Raw genomic sequence first — 18,139 nt, forward strand, 5'->3', positions numbered from 1 at the left:
AAGGTCAACCAGCAGGACCACGGCGCAACATGACTCAGTCATAAAGAGTCTGAAATAAAAGGACATAGCGTCGCGGGACAAAGAGCTGAAGGAGGGCGATTGCGGACCCCCGTGCAGCCGGATCGGCAGGAGGGCAGGGGCGCGTGGCGGCGTCGCGGCGCGCGCCCCGCGCGGCGCACGTTGCCGCGCGCCAGGGCGGCGTACCTCGTCGTGGGCGCCGCGGTGCTCGCGGCGGGCGCGCCCGGCCTGGCCGGCGCGGTCCGCGCCGTCCGCGCCGCGGACCCCGAGCGGCGGGCGCAGGAGACGAGCGCGCTGTACCAGCACGGCGCGCTGCTGGTGCTGTGCGCGGCGCTGGCCGTGGCCGTCGTCGTGTACGGGACACGTAGCAGGCGCGGCGGTGCGGGCGGGCGCGGCGGGGCCGGTGCGCACAGCGGTGCCGGTGCGCACAGCGGTGCCGGTGGGGCCGGCGCGCAGGACGGCGGCGCGGAGTGCGCGGCGGCCGTGGCGGCGGAACTCGCCGCCGTACAGGCGGAGCTGGCCGAGGCGAAGGAGCGCCACGTCGCCGAGCGCGACTCGCTGCTGCGCGAGCGGGCGGCGCTCGCCGAGCGCATCGGCGGGCTCCAGGACAGCGTCCAGGGCACGTTCGTCGGTCTGTCGCGCCGCACGCTGGGCCTGGTCGAGCGCCAACTCGCGTTCATCGACGAGCTGGAGGCGCACGAGCAGGAGCCCGGCACGCTGGAGACCCTGTTCCGGCTCGACCACCTCGCGGCCTGCATGCGCCGGCACAGCGAGAACCTGCTCGTGCTCGCCGGCGCCGACCACCGCGGCACGCGCCGCGCGCACGTCCCGCTGATCGACGTGCTGCGCGCGGCGGCCGGTGAGATCGAGTGGTACCAGCGAGTGGAGTTCTCCCCGGACGTGCCGCGGGTACACGTCACGGGCTTCGCCTCGGGCGACGTGAGCCATCTGCTGGCGGAGCTGCTGGAGAACGCCACCGCGTGCTCGCCGCCGGAGTCCGACGTGCTGCTGACCGGGCGGCTGCTGGGCACGGGCGACCTGCTGCTCGTCGTACGGGACGACGGCATCGGCATCAGCCCGGCGGGCCGGGTCGACGACCTCAACGCGCGCCTCGCCGACGCCGACCCGGGGCCGGCGCCGGGGGAGGCGCTGGGGCTGGGGCTGTACGTGGTGGCGCGGCTGGCGGCGCGGCACGGGGTGGCCGTGGAGCTGCGGCAGCGCGACCGGGGGCTGGACGCGGAGGTCCGGCTGCCGGCACGGCTGCTGGGGGAGAGGGAGGGGGGCGGCGGCCCGGTCGCCGGTGCGGCTGGGGCGGTGGGTGCTGCGGAGGGTGCTTTCGCGGCGGGCGGCGGTGCGGCCGGGGCGGTGGGTGCCGTGGGCGGGGGCGCTGCGGAGGGTGGTGCCGCGGCGGTCGGTGGTGCGGTCGGTGGTGCGGCTGGGGCGGTGGGTGCCGTCAGTGGGGTTGTCGCGGAGGGTGGTGCCGCGGCGGCCGGTGGTGCGGCCGGAGCGGTGGGGGCTGCGGGTGGGGTTGCTGCGTCCGGTGGTGCCGCTGCGGACAGTGGTGCCGCGACGGGCGGTGGTGCTGTTGAGGCGGTGGGGGGCCGTGGGGGTGCAGGGCACGCCGTGCCGTTGCCCGGGGCGGGGGGAGCGGGCGGCGGTGGGCGGTGGCGGCGTGTAGCCGCGGAGCCGGGCGCGGGGGGCGTACGGCGCGGGGGTGCGGCGCCCGTACGGCTCGGGCCGCAGCGCTCCGCGCCGCCGGCTGAGGGAGGCGGCGTACGGCCGGTGCCACCGCCGTTCGCGTCGGCGCGGCCCGCGGCCACACCGCGCACCGGCGGATGGGTGCGCGCCGAGGCGGGGATGCTGCCGCGCCGTGAGCCCGGCGCAACGGTGTACGGCGGGCCGGTGGTGACCTGTCACGCCGCGCCTGATCACGCCGCTCCCGATCCCGCCGTGCTCGATGACCCCGTGCCCGGTCACCCCGAGCCCGACCACCCCGCCTCCGGCCGCGCGCCGGCCCTCCACCCCGCACCCGGACACCCCGCACCCGGACACCCCGCACCCGGACACCCCGCACCCGGACACCCCGCGCCCGGGCCTTCGGTGCTCAGCCCCGCCCCGGCCGGCGCCGCCGGCAGCGGTCCGCCCGTGGTGACCGTGCCCGCGCAGGCTGAGCGGCGGGGTGCCGACGCGCGCGAGGTGCGGCGGTTGCTCGGCGGGTTGCAGCAGGGGTCCCGCGACGGGCGGCGGGCCGCCGCCGCGGAGGCCGCGACCAGGGGAGCGAGGGAGCACAAGGAACAGGGAGCCAGGACGTGAACAGCACCCAGGACCACCGGGACACCGTCGGCAGCCTGCGGTGGATGCTCGACAACTTCACCGCGGAGGTGCCCGGCGTCCGGTCCGTGGTCGTCGTCTCCGCCGACGGGCTCCCCCTCCTCGCCGCCCCGCCGCAGTCCGCGTCGGCCGGCGAGCAACTGGCCACCGTCGTCTCCGGCATCGGCGGGCTCACCAGCGGGGCCGCGGACGTCATGGACGGCGGCAGGGTGAAGCAGACGATGGTGGCCATGGAGGACGGCTGTCTGGTGGTGATGCAGGCCGGCGACGGTTCGCTGCTCGGCGTGCTGACCGAGCCGGACTGCGACCTGAGCGTCGCCGCATACCACATGGAGCTGTTCGTCGGCCGCGTCGGGCACGTCCTCACGCCGGGCCTGCGCGGCGAGCTGACGAGCTGACCGGCTGAGCCGCTGCCGTCGTCGGCTCAGCCGGGGCGTACGGCGCCGCGCAGGGGGCGGATGGTGACGGGGACGACCCGTACCCGCTGGCCCGTGCGCGGGGCCTCCACCACCCGGCCCCGGCCCAGGTACAGCGCGACGTGCGAGGCGTCGCGGTGGTACACGACGATGTCCCCCGGCCGCATCCCGTCCGGCCGCACCCGGCGCAGCTCCCGCCACTGCCCCCGCGCCGTACGCGGGATCCGGATGCCCGCGTGCCGCCACGCCCGCTGCGTGAGCCCGGAGGAGTCGAAGGCGTCCGGCCCGCCGGCGCCCGCGCGGTACGGCTTGCCGACCTGGTCGAGCGCGTACGAGACGGCCCGCCGCCCGGCCCGCGACGGCTCCCGGTCCGCCGTCCCCCACGCACCCGGCTCCCGGGCCCGTTCCGTACCGCCAAGGCCGCCGCCGCCCGAAGACGGGCGCGCCCCGCCGGGCTTTGCGTCGTCCGCCGCCCCCGGGCCGCCGTCGCCGGCCTGCCCGCCCTGGCCGCCGTCGCCGCCCGGCGCCAGCAGCTCGCGCCGCTCCTCCTCCGCACCCTGCATCTCCAGTTGCTCCAGGGCCGCCAGTTGCGCCGGCGTCAGCTTCGCCAGCGCGTCGGACACCTCGGCCAGCCGGTCGTCCACCCGGTCCCGGCGCCGCTTCCGCTCGCCCGTCAGCTCCCGCTGCCGCGCCAGCGCCTGCCGCGACGAGGCGATCAGCGCGTCGAGCCGCTCGGCGCCCGACTCCAGCCTGGCCACGACGGCGGCCTGGTTGCCGATGGCGCGGCTGATGATCTGCTTGCGGTCGAGCGCGGTCTCCGTGTCGCGTGCGACGAGCAGTTGCAGGTACGGGGCGATCCCGGGACCCCGGTACTGCGCGCGGGCGAGCAGGCCGGCCCGGCGGCGCGCGGCGGCCAGCGCGGCGCGGGTGTCGGCGAGGTCCCCGGCGAGTTCGGCGGTTTCGGCCCGTACGTCCTTCAGGCCGTCCGCGGTCGCGTGGTACGCCTCGGTGGCGCGCTCGGCCTGGCCGTGGAGGGTCTGGAGCCGGGTGAGCAGCTCGCCGAGCGGGGCGTCGGCCGCGTCCGGTCCTTCGGGTGCGGGGGCCGCGTCGGCGGGCAGGACCAGGACGGTGGCGAGGAGGGCGGCACCGGCGGCGGTAAAGGCGGAGCGGGGGGTGCGAGGGGTGCGGAGGGTGCGAGGGGTGCGGAGGGTGCGGGGGGTGTACGACATGTGCGCAAGGCTGCCCCCGTCACCGTCGCATTCCGGTCAGCACTGGGCGAAACCGAGTAATACCATCACCCGTGAGGATTGACGGCCCGTCAGCGCGACCACGGCCACCGGCGCCGCTCCGGCACCCCTTCCGGGTCGTACGTGTACACCCACCCCCGCGGGAGCTTCAGCCGCGGGCTGAGGTTCGCCGGCTCCAGCCGGTAGACGTGCACCGTCGGCGGGCCGCCGGCCGGGTCGGGCACCGGCACCTCGTACACCTTCGGCGGCCGGCCCGTCGCGCCGACGTGCACGGCGAGCGTGCGGCCGTCCAGCGGGCCGCCGACGAACGCGGTGTCCTCCGTGCGCACGGCGGTCAGCCCTCGCCCAGCAGGTGGCCGGCGTCGGACAGGAACGGCACGACGCGGCGGACGAGGTCGCCCGCCGGCCCGTCCGCCGTCTCCAGCTCCATCGCCCGCCGCAGCACCCGGCCGCACTCCGCGTCGCTCGCGGCCGTGGCGACCAGCAGCGCCATGAAGTGGTCCACGAGCCAGCCGCGCAGCTCGGGCAGCGGCGGCTGCTTGCCCTCGTCCAGCCAGATCAGCGACGCCCCTTCGACCGCCGTGATCCAGGTGCGGATCATCGTCAGCAGCCGGTGGCCGGGCTCGGGCACCTCGACGTGCAGCAGGACCTGCTCGGCGGCGGAGCGGCGGACCTCGTCGACGATCGCGGTGGTGCGTCTGGTCTGGACGACGCTGCCGCCCTGGAGCAGCGCCTTGAAGCCGGCGTCGTGCTCGTCGACGAAGCCGAGGTAGCTGTCCAGGGCGCGGGTGAGGCGCTGGGTGAGCGGGCCCTGCTGGGGCTGCCGGAAGCACAGCTCCAGCTCGTCGGCGGCGCTGCGCAGGGCGGATTCGTAGAGCTGCTGCTTGCCGCCGGGGAAGTAGCGGTAGACGAGCGGGCGGGAGACCTGAGCGGCGGCGGCGACGTCGTCCAGCGAGACGTCCTCCGGGGCGCGGTGGGCGAAGAGGCCGAGCGCGGCGGCGAGGAGCTGGCTGCGGCGCTGCGCGACGCTCAGCCTGCGGTACGCGACCGGCGGCTGGGGCGCGGCGGGCCGGCCTTCCTGGTCGGACGACGCGGTGCTCATGTCCGGCAGCGTAGCCGCCCGCGCGGGCAGGGGGGCGGCCGTGGCCCGACCGGGTCGGGTACGGCCCGCCCGTACCGCCCCGTCGGCGCCCGTACCGCCTGTGCCGCCTGCGCTTGTGCCGCCTGCGCCCGTGCCGCCTGCGCTTGTGCCGTCCGCGCCTGGCCCGCCCGCGCCGTCCGTACCCCCACTCAGGCCAGCAGGCCCGAGCTGCGCCACATCCTGCGCCCGACCCCCCGCAGCACCCCGATCTCGTCGAGGAAGTCCGTCAGCCGCTTCGCGCCCGTCTGCATCACCTCGCGCCGGTGCGGGCTGGCCTTCACCTGCGCCACCGCCTCCTCCCGGTTCAGGCCCGCGTCCGTGTAGACCTGCGGGTTGACGAAGGAGAGGGAGAACACCCGCGCCGCCTCACCGGAGGCGAGCCGGGTGAAGTTCCGCTCCCAGCGCGGCGCGGTGAGCATCTGCCGGCGCAACTCCTCGCGCGCGTACCGGACGTGCCGCGCCTCCTCCACGACGTGGATCCGGGTGACGCCGCGCACCAGCGTCTGGATCCGCTCGTCGGGGAAGGTCAGCCGCTGCATCCAGTCGAGGATCTCCTCGCCGAGCAGGGTCGCGGTGAAGGAACCGGGGGTGGTGGAGACGGCCTTGAACACGCGCGCGATGTTGTGGTGGAACCGGGTGACCGGGTACGGCTCCGCGCCGGCCTTGGTGATCATCCGGGCGAACATCATCGAGTGGCGGCACTCGTCGGCTATCTCGGTGAGCGCGTAGCGCACGTGGTTGCTGGTGACCGGCTTGTCGTAGACGTGCCGGACGAGCAACTGCATGAGGATGATCTCGAACCAGATGCCCAGCGAGGCCAGCGACGCCGCCTCCAGCCGGGCCAGCTCCATCTGCTGCTCCTCCGGCATCCGCCGCCACATCGGGGTGTCGTAGAGGGAGACCAGCTCGGGCGGCCAGAACCACTTGCCCTCTTCTGCGGGGGAGTCCCAGTCCAGTTCCCTGTCCGGGTCGAAGGAGTGCTTCTCCGACGCCGCGAGGAGTCGTTCGGCGACCTGCTCGCGGTCCTTGAGCGGGCCGAGCGCGTCCGTCAGCGCGAGGTGCCCCGTCGTCGTGGTCATCGCGTCTCCTGAGAGAGTTACCGGCGGTCCCTCTTATAAGACAGCTTGTCAGCAAGCCCGTCAATGCCCGGGAGGCGTCGGCTTGACGCGTGGATAAGTTGAGCAACTGCCGGGAAGCGGGCCCGCCGCGTACGGACCGGAACGCCGCGCCGCGCCGCGGACTTCAGCGCAGCGCCGCCCGCATCACCCCGCGCGCGACCGGGGCCGCGCTGCCGCCGCCGCTGATGTCCGCGCGGTCCGCCTCCGCGTCCTCCACGACCACCGCCACCGCCACCCCCGGCACCGCCGTGCCCGGCTCCTGCGCCCAGGAGATGAACCAGGCGTACGGGCTCTCGGAGTTGTCCACCCCGTGCTGCGCCGTGCCCGTCTTGCCGCCGACCGTCAGCCCGTCGACCGCCGCGAGGCCGCCGGTGCCGCCGCTGACCGCGTCGATCATCAACTGCCGCATGAGCGCCGCCGTCCCCGGGCTCATCACCGCCCCCTCGTACGCCGGCCGGGTCCGGGCCACCGTCTCGCCGTCGGCGTCCGCGAGCCGGTCCACCAGATACGGGCGCATCGACCGGCCGCCGTTGGCGATCGTCGCCGCGACCCGCGCCATCTGCAGCGGCGTCGCCCTCGTGTCGTACTGCCCGATGGCCGACAAGGCGGCCTGCGCCGGGTCCATCCGCGTGTTGACATGGCTCGGCAGCACCGGGGAGGGGATCGACAGGCCGTCGTCGTTGAAGCCGAACGCCTCCGCGGTCGCCACGATCCGCCCGGTGCCGACCGTCGCGCCGAGCTTCGCGAACACGGTGTTGCAGGACTCGGCGAACGCCTCCCGCAGCGGCGCGTCGGCGCAGCCGCTCGACTCGTTGCGCAGCAGGGTGGTGCTGCCGATGAGGCGGTACGGGCTCGGGGTGCGGGTCGGCGCGTCGACGTCGGTGACGGCGCCGGACTCCAGCGCCGCCACCGCCGTGATCACCTTGAACGTGGAGCCGGGCGGATACGTCTGCCGGATCGCGCGGTTGAGGAGCGGCTGGGCGGGGTCGGCGGTGAGGCGGTCCCAGGCGAGTGTGGTGGCGGGGGAGTTGCCGGAGAGCAGCGCCGGGTCGTAGCCCGGGCTGCTGACGAGGGCGAGGACGCGGCCGGTGGCGGGTTCGAGGGCGACGACGGCGCCCTTGCGGCCGCGCAGCGCGCGGAACGCGGCCTTCTGCACGGCCGGCGCGACGGTCGTGTGCACCTGGCCGCCGGGCTGGCGGCTGCGGGTGAGGTCGCCCCAGAGCGGCAGGGGCGCGAGCCGGTCGTCGGTGCCGGCGAGGACGCGGTCCTCGGTGTCCTCAAGGAGGGTGGCGCCGTAGAGCTGGGAGGCGAAGCCGGTGACGGGGGCGTAGAGGCGGCCGTTGGCGTAGGAGCGCTCGTAGCGCAGGCCCTGGCGGGTGTCGGCGGAGCCGGTCAGGCGGCGGCCGGCGGCGTAGATGTCGCCGCGGGGCTGGGCGTAGCGCTCCAGGGCGTGGCGGCGGTTGGCGGGGTTGGCGTCGTACCCGGGGGCGCCCAGGACCTGGACGCGGGCGGCGCCGAGGAGGAGGGCGAGGAAGAGCAGGAGGCTGGTGGCGGCGGCGATGCGGGTGTTGCGGATCACGGGGCGCCGTCCGCGGGGTGCGCCTCGTCGGCTACGGGGGCGGGTGCGGGTGCTCCGGCAGGTGTGGGGGTGCCGGTCGGTGTGGGTGTGCGGGCGGGTGCGGGTGCGTCGGGCGGTGCGGGTGCGTGCTCCGGTCGCGCCGGCGCGGGGTCCGTGGCGGCCGGGCGGGGCTCCTCCCGCGGTGTACGGGCCTCGTCGCTCAGCCGTACGAGCAGCGCGACGATCACCCAGTTCGTCACCACCGAAGAACCGCCCTGCGCCAGGAACGGCGTCACCATCCCGGTCAGCGGGATCAGCCCCAGCACCCCGCCCGCGATCACCACCACCTGCAGCGTGATGATCGCCGCCAGGCCGGCGGCCAGCAGCGCGCCGAACGGCTCGCCGACGGCGATCGCCGTGCGGTAGCCGCGGGAGACGAAGATCGCGTAGAGCAGGAACAGCGCGGTCAGCCCCGCGATCCCCAGCTCCTCGCCCGCGGTGGCCAGGATGAAGTCCGACTTGCCGGCGAAGCCGATCAGCAGCGAGTGCCCCTGCCCGAGCCCCGCGCCCAGCGCCCCGCCCGCCGCGAACGCGAACAGCGACTGCGCCAACTGCCCCGGCCCGTGGCCCTCCTCGATGGCGCGGAACGGCGCCAGCCAGTCCTCCACCCGCGTGTGCACGTGCGGCTCCAGCGCCCCGACCGCCGCCGCCCCCGCCGCGGCCAGCAGCAGCCCGACGGCCAGCCAGCCGGCCCGCCCCGTGGCCACGTACAGCATCGCCGTGAACAGGCTGAAGAACAGCAGCGAGGCGCCGATGTCCCGCTCCAGGATCAGCAGCACCAGGCTGATGCCCCAGACCGCGACGATCGGGCCGAGCACGCGCCACGGCGGCAGCAGCAGGCGGCGGATGCGCGGGCCGCTGGTGAAGGTCAGCGCGTGGCGGTTGGCGGCGAGGTAGGAGGCGAAGAAGACCGCCAGCAGCACCTTGGCGAACTCGCTGGGCTGGAGGGAGAGACCGCCGATCCGGATCCAGATCCTGGCGCCGTTGACCGCGGGGAAGAGGATCGGCGCGGCCATCAGGCACAGGGCGGTGAACGCGTACTTCCCGGCGCGGGGGCGCAGGTCGCGGTGGTCGCGCAGGAAGACGAGGACGGCGGCGAAGAGGACGACGCCCAGCGTGGACCACAGGAGTTGGGCGGGGGCGGCGCGGTCGCCGGGGGTGCCCTGGTCGAGGCGGTGGATGAGGACCAGGCCGAGGCCGTTGAGCAGCAGCGCCACGGGGAGCAGGACGGGGTCCGCGCACGGGGCGCGGAAGCGGACGACGAGGTGGGCGGCGAGGGCGAGCCCGGCGAGGCCGCCGAGGTGGGTGGCCAGGCCGGCGGGCGGCGCGCCGGAGGTGGCGTAGCCGACGGCGGCGTAGCCGTAGGCGATGACGCCGACGGCGCAGGCGAGGAGCGCGAGTTCGGCGCCGCGGCGGCGGGGGCGGGGCACGGGGGGCGGCGGCGTGGCCAGCCGCCGGGCCCGGCCCGGGGGGCGCAGGGCCTGGGCCGGGTCGGTGGCGGTGGTCATCGGGTTTCCTTCGTGGAAACCCCCAGCTTCAGCCGAGGGAGGAAGCGAAGCTCCCGCGAGAGCGGGGCAGGGAGAGCCGAATCGCCGTCAGGGGGCTTCGGCGTCCGCCAAAACTGCTGGTGAGGGACACCGCAAAGATCATTCGGGGTCAATTGTCAGTCCTGCCGGGTAGGTTCTGGTGCATGACGACAGAGGTGGCGGCGGAGGCGGCCGGGCATGCCCGGTACACGTTTCGTCTTCGCGTGTCGTCCACGGCCTGTGTGGCTCTTGAGACCGAGTGGGGTCGGGTGCGCTGGGTGTGGAATGAGTGCGTCGCGAAGTCCCGGCAGGTGCACCGGCACAACCGGGTGACGGGCAAGCAGGTGACGTGTGGGCCGGCATCTGGTGCACCCGGCGCACACCACCATGGATTGCGCAGACTGCGGAGCGAGAACCAAGCACGCGCTGCCTCTCTCGGAACGAACGTATACGTGCACCGCGTGCGGAGTGTCCCGGCCCCGGGACAAGAACTCCGCCCGCGTGATGCTCGTCCGGGCTGGTCTTCAACCCGGCTGGCGCTGACCGTGTAAGACCTGCACCCCCGCCGGGCGCAGGCGACGCGAGCCAGGAATCCCCCTCGGTCATGAGGAGGAGGAGTCAATCGGGAAACGTAGCAAGCGGCGGCCGTTTTGTCGGGTATGCCGGGTGGGGGCGAGTCGCGGGGGCTGGGTCAGGCGGCGGGTCCGCGGGGGTGGGCCGCGCGGGCGGCGGTGAGCGGGGGCGGGGTGTTGCCGGGGGCGGGTCAGCCTTCGGTGCGTACCGTGTGGGCGAAGCGCTGGGCGACCTGGCGCCAGACCGCCGCCGAGTCCTGCTCGTCGCGGTCCGCCTCGGTACGCAGCCGGGCGGGGTCGAAGCCGCGGGCGCGGATGGACTCGTCGCTCCACGTGCGTACGTTCTCGGCGCCGGCCTCCGGGTGGAACTGCACGCCCCACGCCCGCTCCCCGTAGCGGAACGCCTGGTGCGGGCAGCGCTCGCTCTCCGCCAGCCACACCGCGCCCGGCGGCAGCTCCGTGATGGCGTCCACGTGCCGCTGAACGGCGGTCACGCGCCGCGGGAGCCCGGTGAAGAGCGGGTCGCCGGCCGCCTGGGGGCGCAGCGTGACCGGGGTGCTGCCCATCTCCGGCTCGCCGTGCGAGGCGGTGACCCGGCCGCCGGCGACGTGGGCGAGGAGTTGGCCGCCCTGGCAGACGCCGAAGACGGGGATCTCCCGCTCCAGCGCCTCGGCGACCAGCTCGCGCACGGCCGCCAGCCACGGCATCGCCACGTCGTCGTCGGGCATGGGGCCGCCGCCGAGCGGCAGGATTGCGGCGTGGTCGAGGCGGCGGGGGAGGGGTGCGCCGGCGTAGGCGTGGACGACGTCGAGGGCGATGCCCTCCTGCTGCAGCCACTCGCCGAAGCGGCGGGGGCCGCCGTCGGAGCCGTTCTGCACCACGAGAACCTTGGTCATGGGTGCGATTGTCGGTCAGCTACGGGCGCGCGCCGTCGGCGGGGGTGGCCTGCGCCGGTACGGCGTCGGACGGCGCGGTGCCGGCTGGCGGGACCGCATCCGCGGGTACGGCGTGGGACGGCTCGGTGTCCGCGGGTGCCGCGTCGGTGCGTACGGCATCGGACGGGACCGCGTCCTCCGGTTCTTCCGGCTCCCCGGCCGGCTTCGCCGCCTCTCCGAGCGCGATGACGACCTTGCCGGACGTGAGGTCTATCGGCCCGCGGTGCGGGTCGCCCGTCCCGACGTTGTCCACGACGAGCTCCATCCGCTCCCGCGCGCGCCGCGCGTGGGCGGCGCCGGGTGCGAACAGCTCCGCAACGATGTTCATCCCGCGCCTCCCGCGACTCGCCTGCCTACCTCAACGCCGCGCCCCGCGGAACCGTTCCCGCCGCCCGCGGCCTCAGGCCGTCAGCCAGCCGCCCGAGACGTCCACGTCCGTGCCCACGACCGGCGCCGCGGCGGCCGAACCCAGCCACATCATCACCCCGGCCATCTCCTCGGCCCGCACGATGCGCCGGATCGGGTAGTCCTGCGCGATCTCCTCGTACGTCAGCCCGAACGCCTCGGCCGCCCGCCGCAGCATCGGGGTGTCCACCGCCCCGGGTGCGAACGCGGTGACCCGTACGCCCTCCGGTGCGTACTCCAGCGCCGCCACCTTGGTCAGCGACGCCACCGCGTGCTTGCTTGCGTTGTACGGGGAGATGGTCGCGAAGCCGACCTCCGCGGAGATCGACGCGGTGTTGACGACCACCCCGCCGCCCTGCGCGAGCATCTGCGGGATCTCGTACTTCATGCAGAGGAACGTCCCGGCGGCGTTGGTGCGCCAGACGTCCTCCATGTCCGCGAGCGTCTGCTCGTGCAGCCGCACGGCCCGCGGGCTCTCGATGCCCGCGTTGTTGTACGCGATGTCGATGCGCCCGTACCGCCGCACACAGCCGTGCACGAAGTCCCGTACCTGGTCCTCGTGGCGCACGTCGGCGCGCATGTACGTGGCCTCCCCGCCGCGGCGGCGGATGTCCGCCTGGATCTCGCTGCCGAGGCGGGCCCGCCGCCCGCAGAAGAAGACCCTGGCGCCGCGGTCGGCCAGCGCGCGGGCGGCGGCCTCGCCCATGCCGGAGGTGGCGCCGCTGACGAGCACCACCTTGCCGTCGAACTCGTCGTCCCCCGCTCTCTTCCCGCCCGCGGCGGCCGGGGCCGCGGCGCGTGCGGTCCCGGTCCCGGCGGCTCCGGCGGCGAGCCCCGCGGCCAGTCCTGCGGTCCCGGTCCGGAGCAGGGCGCGTCTGGACGCGGGGCGGCGGGAGGCGGGGCGGCCGTCGGCGCCGGCCGGCCCGGACGGGGCGGCTGCGGTGCCGGGCGCGGTGCCGGTTGCGGTGCCGGTTGCGGACATGAGTGGCTCCTCTCCGCGGTGCGGGCGGGGCCGCGCGGCCCCGCCCGCACCGACTGGCGTTCCGGTCCGAACCATCGGAACACCGGACTTCGGGGCGGGTCCAATGCCTGCACCCATACGCTTCGGGCATGGACGGGCGGCGGATGACCGGACGCGCGGCGCCGGATGCGGACACGCGGGTGCTGCGCTACTTCCTCGCCGTCGCCGAGCAGTTGAGCTTCACGGCCGCTGCCCGCGACCTGTACGTCACCCAGCCCTCGCTGAGCCGCCAGATCCGCCGCCTGGAGGAGGAGCTGGGCGCCGACCTCTTCGAACGCACCGGGCGCGAGGTGCGGTTGACCGCTGCCGGCGAGGCGCTGGTGCCGGCGGCACGCCGGATCGCCGGCGACTGGGCGCGGGCGGTACGCGAGGTCCGTACGGCCGCGGCGGCGGCCCGCAACGTGCTGCGCCTCGGCTTCGTCGCCACCGGCGCGGGGCCGCTGGGCCTGCGGGCGCGGGCGGCCTTCGCCGCGCGGCGGCCCGAGGTGGCGCTGGAACTGAAGCGGTTCGACTGGGGCGGCGAGGCCGACGGTCTGCGCCGGGGCCTGGCGGACGTGGCGTTCCTGTGGCTGCCCGCCGACCTGACGGGGCTGCGCGCGCACACGGTCGCCACCGAGCGCCGCTGGGTCGCGCTCCCGCGCGCGCACCGGCTGGCCGCGCAGCCGGACGTGGGCATCGCAGACCTGGCCGACCAGCAACTGATGTGGACGCGCAGGGCTCCGAAGGCGTGGGTCGACTGGTGGGCGGTCAACCCGCGGCCCGACGGCTCGGAACCGGTGTGGGGGCCGGAGAACGACAACGTCGAAGAGATGCTGGAGCACGTCGCGGCAGGTGAGGCGGTGTGTCTGGCGGCTGAGTCGATGGCCGCCTACTACACGCACCCGGAGCTGCTCTGGCGGCCGGTGCGCGACATCGAGCCGCTGCGGATCGCGGTGGCCTGGCCGCGGGAGCGGATGAGCCCGCAGGTGGCGGACTTCCTGGCGGCGGTACGGGAGTGCGTGCGCGACCCGGAGGCGTTCGCGTGAGCCCTCAGCTCTCCGGGGCCGGGGCCTCCCGCGCCTCGTAGTGCTCGCGTGCCGCGTGCACCTCTTCGATGTGCTCCTCCGCCCAGTCCTTCACCGCGGTGAGGAGCCCGGCGAGGCTGCGGCCGAGCGGTGTCAGGTCGTAGTCGACGCGGACCGGGACGGAGGGGGTGACGGCGCGGGTGAGGATGCCGTCGCGCTCCAGGGTGCGCAGGGTCTGGGTGAGCATCTTCGGGCTGACGCCGGCGATCTTCCGGCGCAGGTCGCTGTAGCGCTGCGGGCCGCCGGACAGGGCGGCGACGACGAGGCTGACCCACTTGTCGCTGAGGCGGCCGAGGAGCTGGTTGGTGGGGCAGTCCCGCAGGAACGCGTCGTACGCGTAGCGCGCCTGCTCGCGCCGTTGGGCCGCCGTCGTGGTCGCCATGGCTCTCCTCCGGGTGGCATAGGCACTCTCAGGTAACTACTTACCACGAGATACCAACTCTTCCTAGGGTCGCAGCAGCGGAGCAGATACCGCTACTAACACCGATCAGGGAGGGATTGGCCATGCGTGCTGCGGTGGTGACGGAGTTCGGCGGCCCCGAGGCAGTGACGATCGCCGAGGTACCGGTGCCCGAGCCGGGGCCGGGGCAGGTGCGGATCAAGGTGGCCGCGGCGGCGCTCAACCCCGTGGACGGCGGGACGCGCGCGGGCGTCTTCGGCGCCGCGGCGGGCGGGACGTACACGGGGCTCGGCTGGGACGTCGCGGGCACGGTGGACGCGGTGGGCGCGGGCGCGGGACGGGCCGCGGGCGACGCGGTCGTGGCGCTCGTCTACGGGCCGGCGAAGCCGCTCGGCACCCACGCCGAGTACGTGGTCGTGGACGGCGGTGCGGTCGCCCCGGCGCCGACGACGGCGGACGCCGTGCACGCCGCGACGCTGCCGCTCAACGCGCTCTCCGCCGACCAGGCGCTGGACCTGCTGGACCCGGCGCCCGGTGCCTCGCTGCTGGTCACGGGCGCGGCGGGGGCGCTGGGCGGGTACGCCGTCCAACTCGCCGCCCGCCGGGGGCTCACCGTGACGGGGCTGGCCCGGAAGTCCGACGGGGAGCTGATCCGCTCCCTCGGCGGGACGCTCACGACGGACCCCGCCGACGGCGGCTACGACGCCGTGCTGGACGCGGCGCTGCTCGGCGGGGCGGCCCTGCGCTGGGTCCGCGACGGCGGCGCGTTCGTCGCCTGCCTGCCGAACACGGCCCCGGCGCCGGTGCGCGGCCTGCGTACGGCGGCGCTCGAAGTGCGCGCCGACGGGGCGCGGCTGGGCGACCTGGCGCGGCTCGTCGACGAGGGCGCGCTGACGCTCCGGGTCGCCGAGACCTATGACCTGGCCGACGCGGCGAAGGCGCACGCCCGGCTGGCGGAGGGCGGGATCCGGGGGCGGCTGGTGCTGGTGCCGTAGCGCGGGGCGCGAGCCGCGGGCTGCGGTAAGGGGCGGGTGCCCCTTCATGTGAGCCCCTTACATGGGCCCGTTGTACGAGAACGGCTTGTCGTCTGCGGCGTGTGGGGCCCGCTCTGCCCGCGGCCCCGATCGCGTCTCCGAACCACCGCGGAAAGGCCGGCGGGGGTGCGGGCCTCGAGCCGGGAGCCGCCGAGCCCGGGAAAGCGGGCCGCGGCCCCGGCCGAACGCGACGGCCTCGGCACCACGTTCGCGCGCCCGACCGGTCGCGGGGGCCGTCCCCGCGGCGACGTGGCCGGCGTCAGGGCAGGGCCAGGACGCAGAACTCGTGGCCCTCCGGGTCGGTCAGGCAGGTCCACGGGACGTCGCCCTGGCCGAGGTCGAGGTCGGCGGCGCCCAGGGCCCTCAGCCGGTCGGCCTCCGCCTCCTTGTCGTCGCCGGGGTACGGCAGCAGGTCGAGGTGGACGCGGTCCGGGACGGTCTTCCCGCCGGGGACGCGGAGGAGTTCGAGGTACGGGCCCGTGTCCGCGGCCGAGCGCAGCACCGCCTGGTCGTCGGTCACCTCCCGGAGCGTCCAGTCCGTCGCTTCGGCCCAGAAGCGGCCCATGGCCCGCGGGTCCGTGCAGTCGACGACCACTGCGGCGATCGGCCCGGTGTCCCGGTAGACGTCCCGCGGCTCCAGCACGCAGAACTCGTTGCCCTCCGGGTCGGCGAGGACGGTCCACGGCACCTCGCCCTGGCCCACGTCGGCGGGGGTCGCGCCGAGCGCCCGGAGGCGGGCGACCAGCTCCGCCTGGTGGGCCGCCGAGGTGGTGGCGAGGTCGAGGTGCACGCGGTTCTTCACCGCCGTCTTGGGTTCGGGGACGGGGACGACGTCGATGCCGACGGCGGCCGGGTGCGGCCAGATGAGGCCGCCGGGAGGTCCGACGTAGGTGGTGGCGCCGGCGGCGTGGACGTGCCAGCCGAGCGCTTCCGCCCAGAACCGGCCGACCGCCCGGTGGTCGAGGGCCTTGATGTTCACCTGGACGGGTCGCAGAGGCATGCCGGCGATCCTATGCACCCGCGTCCCGCGTGGCGCTCGCTTCTTAAAATCGAACACACGTATGATAGCGAGTCGTGAGCGACTACGAGTTTCCGGAGGAGTTGCTGCGGGCGAAGCGGGAGTGGTTCGCCGTCGCGCAGCGGTTGGAGGAGTTCCCGCTGCGCCCGTACACGGACAGCGCGGGCGTTGAGCACCGGGCCGGCAGTGGGTGGACGCCCGAGCTGGACCGGCAGGAGACGGTGCTGCGGAAGAGGTTCCGCGCGCTGTCCATCGAGATATCGATCCACCCGTTCTGGGAGACGCTGAACGGGGGGACGGTCGCGGCGCGGATGGCGCTGCGCGAGGCGGCCCGGCCGGGTGACTGACGGGGCCTGAGGGGCAAGGTGGTTGGGGGGCAAGGGAGTCGGGGGCTGAGGGCCGGGTGCGTACCGGCTGAGGGGGTACGGGCCGTGGACAGCCGTCCGGGGTGGGCGGAGGACCGCCCACCCCGGGGGTGGTTCTGCGGGTGCCCGGCGCCGGCCGGGTCAGCCGCGTATCGGCTGCGGCGCGGGCGGCTCGGGGACGCCGGTGTCGTCGGCGTCGCCGGTGTCGCCGGTGTCGCCGGTGTCGGGCACGGTGCCGTCCTGGGCGCCGTCCGCGGCGCCCGGCCCGTCCGCCGGCCCCGCGGGGGCCGTGCCCGTGGGCGGGACGTGGTTCAGGAGGCGTACCGCCAGGACCGCCACCCCCGCCAGCAGCACCGCCGCGATCGCCGCCGCCACGTGCATCCCGCTCACGTACGCCTCCCGCGCCGGCGCCAGCAGCGCCTCCGCAGAGCGTGCCGGCAGGTCAGCCGCCGCGGTCGCGGCGCCGGTGATGCCCTCCAGCGCGGTGTCCGCCGCCGGGCCCGGGACGCCGGCCGGGGCCGAGTCCTCCATCTGCCCGCGGTAGACGATCGTGCCGATGCTGCCCAGCGTCGCGATGCCCAGCGCGTAGCCGAACTCGCCGCTGGTCTCGTTCATCGCCGCCGCCGAGCCCGCCTTCTCCGGCGGCGCGGAGCTGACGACCAGGTCGGTGCCGAGCGTGACCAGCGGCCCCGCCCCCAGGTTGATCAGCGCGAACCCCGTGACGACGTACGGCAGTCCGCCGGAGACGTCGGCGAGGACGAGCAGCAGCAGGCCGGCGACCGAGACGCAGAGCCCGCCGCCGATCAGCCGGGCCGGGCGGACGAAGCGGGCCGCCATGGGGGCGAGGCCGAAGCTGAGCCCCGAGGCCGCGACCGCGGGCAGCATCCACAGGCCCGCCTTCAGCGGCGTCAGTCCCTGCACCAACTGCAGGTACTGCGTGATGAACAGCATCAGCGCGCCCATCAGGAACGTGCCGGCGAACATCCCGCCGAGCGCGGTGCAGAAGGCCCGGTTGCGGAACAGCCGCAGGTCCATCAGCGGGTGCTCCAGCCGCTGCTGCCGCCGTACGAAGACCGTCCCGAACGCACCGCCCGCCGCGAGCGCCGCCAGCGGCACCGGCGCCCAGCCGTCCTTCGCCAGCTCCTTCACCCCGTACACCAGCGGCAGGACCGCAGCAAGCGACAGCGCCACGCTCGCCAGGTCCAGCCGCCCCGCCTTGGCGTCGCGGTACTCGGGCAGCACGACCGGGCCCAGGATCAGCAGCAGCACCATCGCGGGCACTCCGAGCAGGAACGCCGAGCCCCACCAGAAGTGCTCCAGCATCGCCCCGCCGACCAGCGGGCCGATCGCCGCGCCGCCCATGAAGCACATGAACCAGACGCCGATGGCCGCCGACCGCTGCCGGGGGTCCCGGAACATGGTGGTGATCAGCGCCAGCGTCGACGGCGCCAGCGTCGCCCCGGCGATGCCGAGCAGGGCGCGGGCGGCGATCAGCATCTCCGGGCTGGTGGAGTACGCGGCGGCCACGGAGGCGACGCTGAACGCCGCCGCGCCGGTGAGCAGCAGGCGGCGGCGCCCGATGCGGTCGCCGAGCGTGCCCATCGTGACGAGGAAGCCCGAGAGCAGGAAGCCGTAGACGTCCATGATCCAGAGCTGCTCTGAGCTGTTCGCGCCCAGGTCGGCGCTGATGTGGGGCAGGGCGAGCAGCAGCACGAAGACGTCGATGGAGATGAGCAGGACGGGCAGCGCGAGCACCGCGAGCCCGATCCACTCCCGCCGCCCGGCCCGTGTCGCGATGTCGGTAGCCATGGGGTGTGCCCTACCTTTCAAGTCGTGGGTTCGAACTGGTCATTCGTAAGATCGGTGGGCCCAGGGGCTCTGGGTATGGCTGCATGGGTTGCCCTACCTTT

Annotated in this window: 17 protein-coding genes and 1 pseudogene; 6 read left to right on the forward strand and 12 right to left on the reverse strand. The window is 75.3% G+C overall.

Features of this window, described 5'->3' with window-relative positions; all coding sequences use genetic code 11:
* Window positions 1–99 precede the first annotated feature (99 nt).
* Both B124_RS29190 and B124_RS29195 read left to right on the forward strand, forming a co-directional pair.
* Window positions 100–2,331: a sensor histidine kinase gene (locus B124_RS29190; protein ID WP_496505986.1), complete on the forward strand. Its 2,232-nt coding sequence runs from the start codon at window positions 100–102 to the stop codon at window positions 2,329–2,331.
* Window positions 2,328–2,747, forward strand: a complete 420-nt coding sequence (locus B124_RS29195; RefSeq protein WP_496505987.1) for a roadblock/LC7 domain-containing protein — start codon at window positions 2,328–2,330, stop codon at window positions 2,745–2,747. The genes B124_RS29190 and B124_RS29195 overlap by 4 nt, the downstream gene beginning before the upstream one ends.
* Window positions 2,748–2,773: 26 nt before the next feature.
* Here B124_RS29195 and B124_RS29200 read toward each other — a convergent pair whose 3' ends face one another.
* From B124_RS29200 to B124_RS29225, 6 genes are all read right to left on the reverse strand, one after another.
* On the reverse strand, window positions 2,774–3,994 hold the full coding sequence (locus B124_RS29200; RefSeq protein ID WP_496505988.1) for a C40 family peptidase: 1,221 nt from the start codon (window positions 3,992–3,994) through the stop codon (window positions 2,774–2,776).
* Between the two features lie 89 nt (window positions 3,995–4,083).
* Window positions 4,084–4,341 carry a DUF8847 domain-containing protein gene (locus B124_RS29205; protein ID WP_496505989.1) on the reverse strand — a complete coding sequence of 86 codons (258 nt, stop codon included), beginning with the start codon at window positions 4,339–4,341 and terminating at the stop codon, window positions 4,084–4,086.
* Between the two features lie 5 nt (window positions 4,342–4,346).
* Window positions 4,347–5,114: a TetR/AcrR family transcriptional regulator gene (locus B124_RS29210; protein WP_496505990.1), complete on the reverse strand. Its 768-nt coding sequence runs from the start codon at window positions 5,112–5,114 to the stop codon at window positions 4,347–4,349.
* Window positions 5,115–5,302: 188 nt separating this feature from the next.
* On the reverse strand, window positions 5,303–6,232 hold the full coding sequence (locus tag B124_RS29215; RefSeq protein WP_496505991.1) for an AurF N-oxygenase family protein: 930 nt from the start codon (window positions 6,230–6,232) through the stop codon (window positions 5,303–5,305).
* A gap of 163 nt (window positions 6,233–6,395) precedes the next feature.
* Complete coding sequence (locus tag B124_RS29220; protein ID WP_496505992.1) at window positions 6,396–7,850, reverse strand: penicillin-binding transpeptidase domain-containing protein; 1,455 nt, start codon at window positions 7,848–7,850, stop codon at window positions 6,396–6,398.
* On the reverse strand, window positions 7,847–9,397 hold the full coding sequence (locus B124_RS29225; protein WP_496505993.1) for an FtsW/RodA/SpoVE family cell cycle protein: 1,551 nt from the start codon (window positions 9,395–9,397) through the stop codon (window positions 7,847–7,849). Before B124_RS29225 ends, B124_RS29220 begins: the two co-directional genes overlap by 4 nt.
* A gap of 381 nt (window positions 9,398–9,778) precedes the next feature.
* On the opposite strand from B124_RS29225, the pseudogene B124_RS29230 reads away from it, so the two are divergent.
* A pseudogene (locus B124_RS29230) lies at window positions 9,779–9,989 on the forward strand (zinc ribbon domain-containing protein); the annotation flags it as partial.
* 189 nt (window positions 9,990–10,178) lie between these two features.
* Here the strand turns inward: B124_RS29230 and B124_RS29235 are convergent.
* The 3 genes from B124_RS29235 to B124_RS29245 all read right to left on the reverse strand — a co-directional run bounded on the left by B124_RS29235 (window position 10,179) and on the right by B124_RS29245 (window position 12,309).
* Window positions 10,179–10,883 (reverse strand): type 1 glutamine amidotransferase, encoded by a 705-nt coding sequence (locus B124_RS29235; RefSeq protein WP_496505994.1) that lies wholly within the window; start codon window positions 10,881–10,883, stop codon window positions 10,179–10,181.
* Window positions 10,884–10,902: 19 nt separating this feature from the next.
* A complete protein-coding gene (locus B124_RS29240; protein ID WP_496505995.1) occupies window positions 10,903–11,250 on the reverse strand; it encodes a DUF6191 domain-containing protein in 348 nt (115 codons plus the stop codon).
* A 72-nt stretch (window positions 11,251–11,322) separates the two neighbouring features.
* Window positions 11,323–12,309 (reverse strand): SDR family NAD(P)-dependent oxidoreductase, encoded by a 987-nt coding sequence (locus B124_RS29245; protein WP_496505996.1) that lies wholly within the window; start codon window positions 12,307–12,309, stop codon window positions 11,323–11,325.
* 128 nt (window positions 12,310–12,437) lie between these two features.
* Between B124_RS29245 and B124_RS29250 the strand changes: the two genes are divergently transcribed.
* Entirely contained in the window at window positions 12,438–13,373 is a 936-nt protein-coding gene (locus B124_RS29250; RefSeq protein ID WP_496505997.1) for a LysR family transcriptional regulator, read from the forward strand.
* Between the two features lie 4 nt (window positions 13,374–13,377).
* Here B124_RS29250 and B124_RS29255 read toward each other — a convergent pair whose 3' ends face one another.
* Window positions 13,378–13,794: a winged helix-turn-helix transcriptional regulator gene (locus B124_RS29255; RefSeq protein ID WP_496505998.1), complete on the reverse strand. Its 417-nt coding sequence runs from the start codon at window positions 13,792–13,794 to the stop codon at window positions 13,378–13,380.
* A 122-nt stretch (window positions 13,795–13,916) separates the two neighbouring features.
* Between B124_RS29255 and B124_RS29260 the strand changes: the two genes are divergently transcribed.
* A complete protein-coding gene (locus B124_RS29260) occupies window positions 13,917–14,807 on the forward strand; it encodes an NADP-dependent oxidoreductase (protein ID WP_496505999.1) in 891 nt (296 codons plus the stop codon).
* A 298-nt stretch (window positions 14,808–15,105) separates the two neighbouring features.
* Here the strand turns inward: B124_RS29260 and B124_RS29265 are convergent, their stop codons facing one another.
* Complete coding sequence (locus B124_RS29265) at window positions 15,106–15,846, reverse strand: VOC family protein (RefSeq protein WP_496506000.1); 741 nt, start codon at window positions 15,844–15,846, stop codon at window positions 15,106–15,108.
* A 74-nt stretch (window positions 15,847–15,920) separates the two neighbouring features.
* Between B124_RS29265 and B124_RS29270 the strand changes: the two genes are divergently transcribed.
* Entirely contained in the window at window positions 15,921–16,211 is a 291-nt protein-coding gene (locus B124_RS29270) for a DUF8825 domain-containing protein (protein WP_496506001.1), read from the forward strand.
* A gap of 159 nt (window positions 16,212–16,370) precedes the next feature.
* On the opposite strand, the gene B124_RS29275 is transcribed toward B124_RS29270, so the two are convergent.
* On the reverse strand, window positions 16,371–18,038 hold the full coding sequence (locus B124_RS29275; RefSeq protein WP_496506002.1) for an MFS transporter: 1,668 nt from the start codon (window positions 18,036–18,038) through the stop codon (window positions 16,371–16,373).
* Window positions 18,039–18,139: the final 101 nt, after the last annotated feature.

The sequence above is a fragment of the Streptomyces sp. CNP082 genome (genome assembly GCF_059570535.1).

Bases quoted from the DNA above. Each gene is read 5' to 3' on its own strand.
- B124_RS29200 (WP_496505988.1), bottom strand. From the start codon at position 3,994: ATGTCGTACACCCCCCGCACCCTCCGCACCCCTCGCACCCTCCGCACC.
- B124_RS29210 (WP_496505990.1), bottom strand. From the start codon at position 5,114: ATGAGCACCGCGTCGTCCGACCAGGAAGGCCGGCCCGCCGCGCCCCAG.
- B124_RS29215 (WP_496505991.1), bottom strand. From the start codon at position 6,232: ATGACCACGACGACGGGGCACCTCGCGCTGACGGACGCGCTCGGCCCG.
- B124_RS29225 (WP_496505993.1), bottom strand. From the start codon at position 9,397: ATGACCACCGCCACCGACCCGGCCCAGGCCCTGCGCCCCCCGGGCCGG.
- B124_RS29235 (WP_496505994.1), bottom strand. From the start codon at position 10,883: ATGACCAAGGTTCTCGTGGTGCAGAACGGCTCCGACGGCGGCCCCCGC.
- B124_RS29240 (WP_496505995.1), bottom strand. From the start codon at position 11,250: ATGAACATCGTTGCGGAGCTGTTCGCACCCGGCGCCGCCCACGCGCGG.
- B124_RS29245 (WP_496505996.1), bottom strand. From the start codon at position 12,309: ATGTCCGCAACCGGCACCGCAACCGGCACCGCGCCCGGCACCGCAGCC.
- B124_RS29250 (WP_496505997.1), top strand. From the start codon at position 12,438: ATGGACGGGCGGCGGATGACCGGACGCGCGGCGCCGGATGCGGACACG.
- B124_RS29255 (WP_496505998.1), bottom strand. From the start codon at position 13,794: ATGGCGACCACGACGGCGGCCCAACGGCGCGAGCAGGCGCGCTACGCG.
- B124_RS29260 (WP_496505999.1), top strand. From the start codon at position 13,917: ATGCGTGCTGCGGTGGTGACGGAGTTCGGCGGCCCCGAGGCAGTGACG.
- B124_RS29265 (WP_496506000.1), bottom strand. From the start codon at position 15,846: ATGCCTCTGCGACCCGTCCAGGTGAACATCAAGGCCCTCGACCACCGG.
- B124_RS29275 (WP_496506002.1), bottom strand. From the start codon at position 18,038: ATGGCTACCGACATCGCGACACGGGCCGGGCGGCGGGAGTGGATCGGG.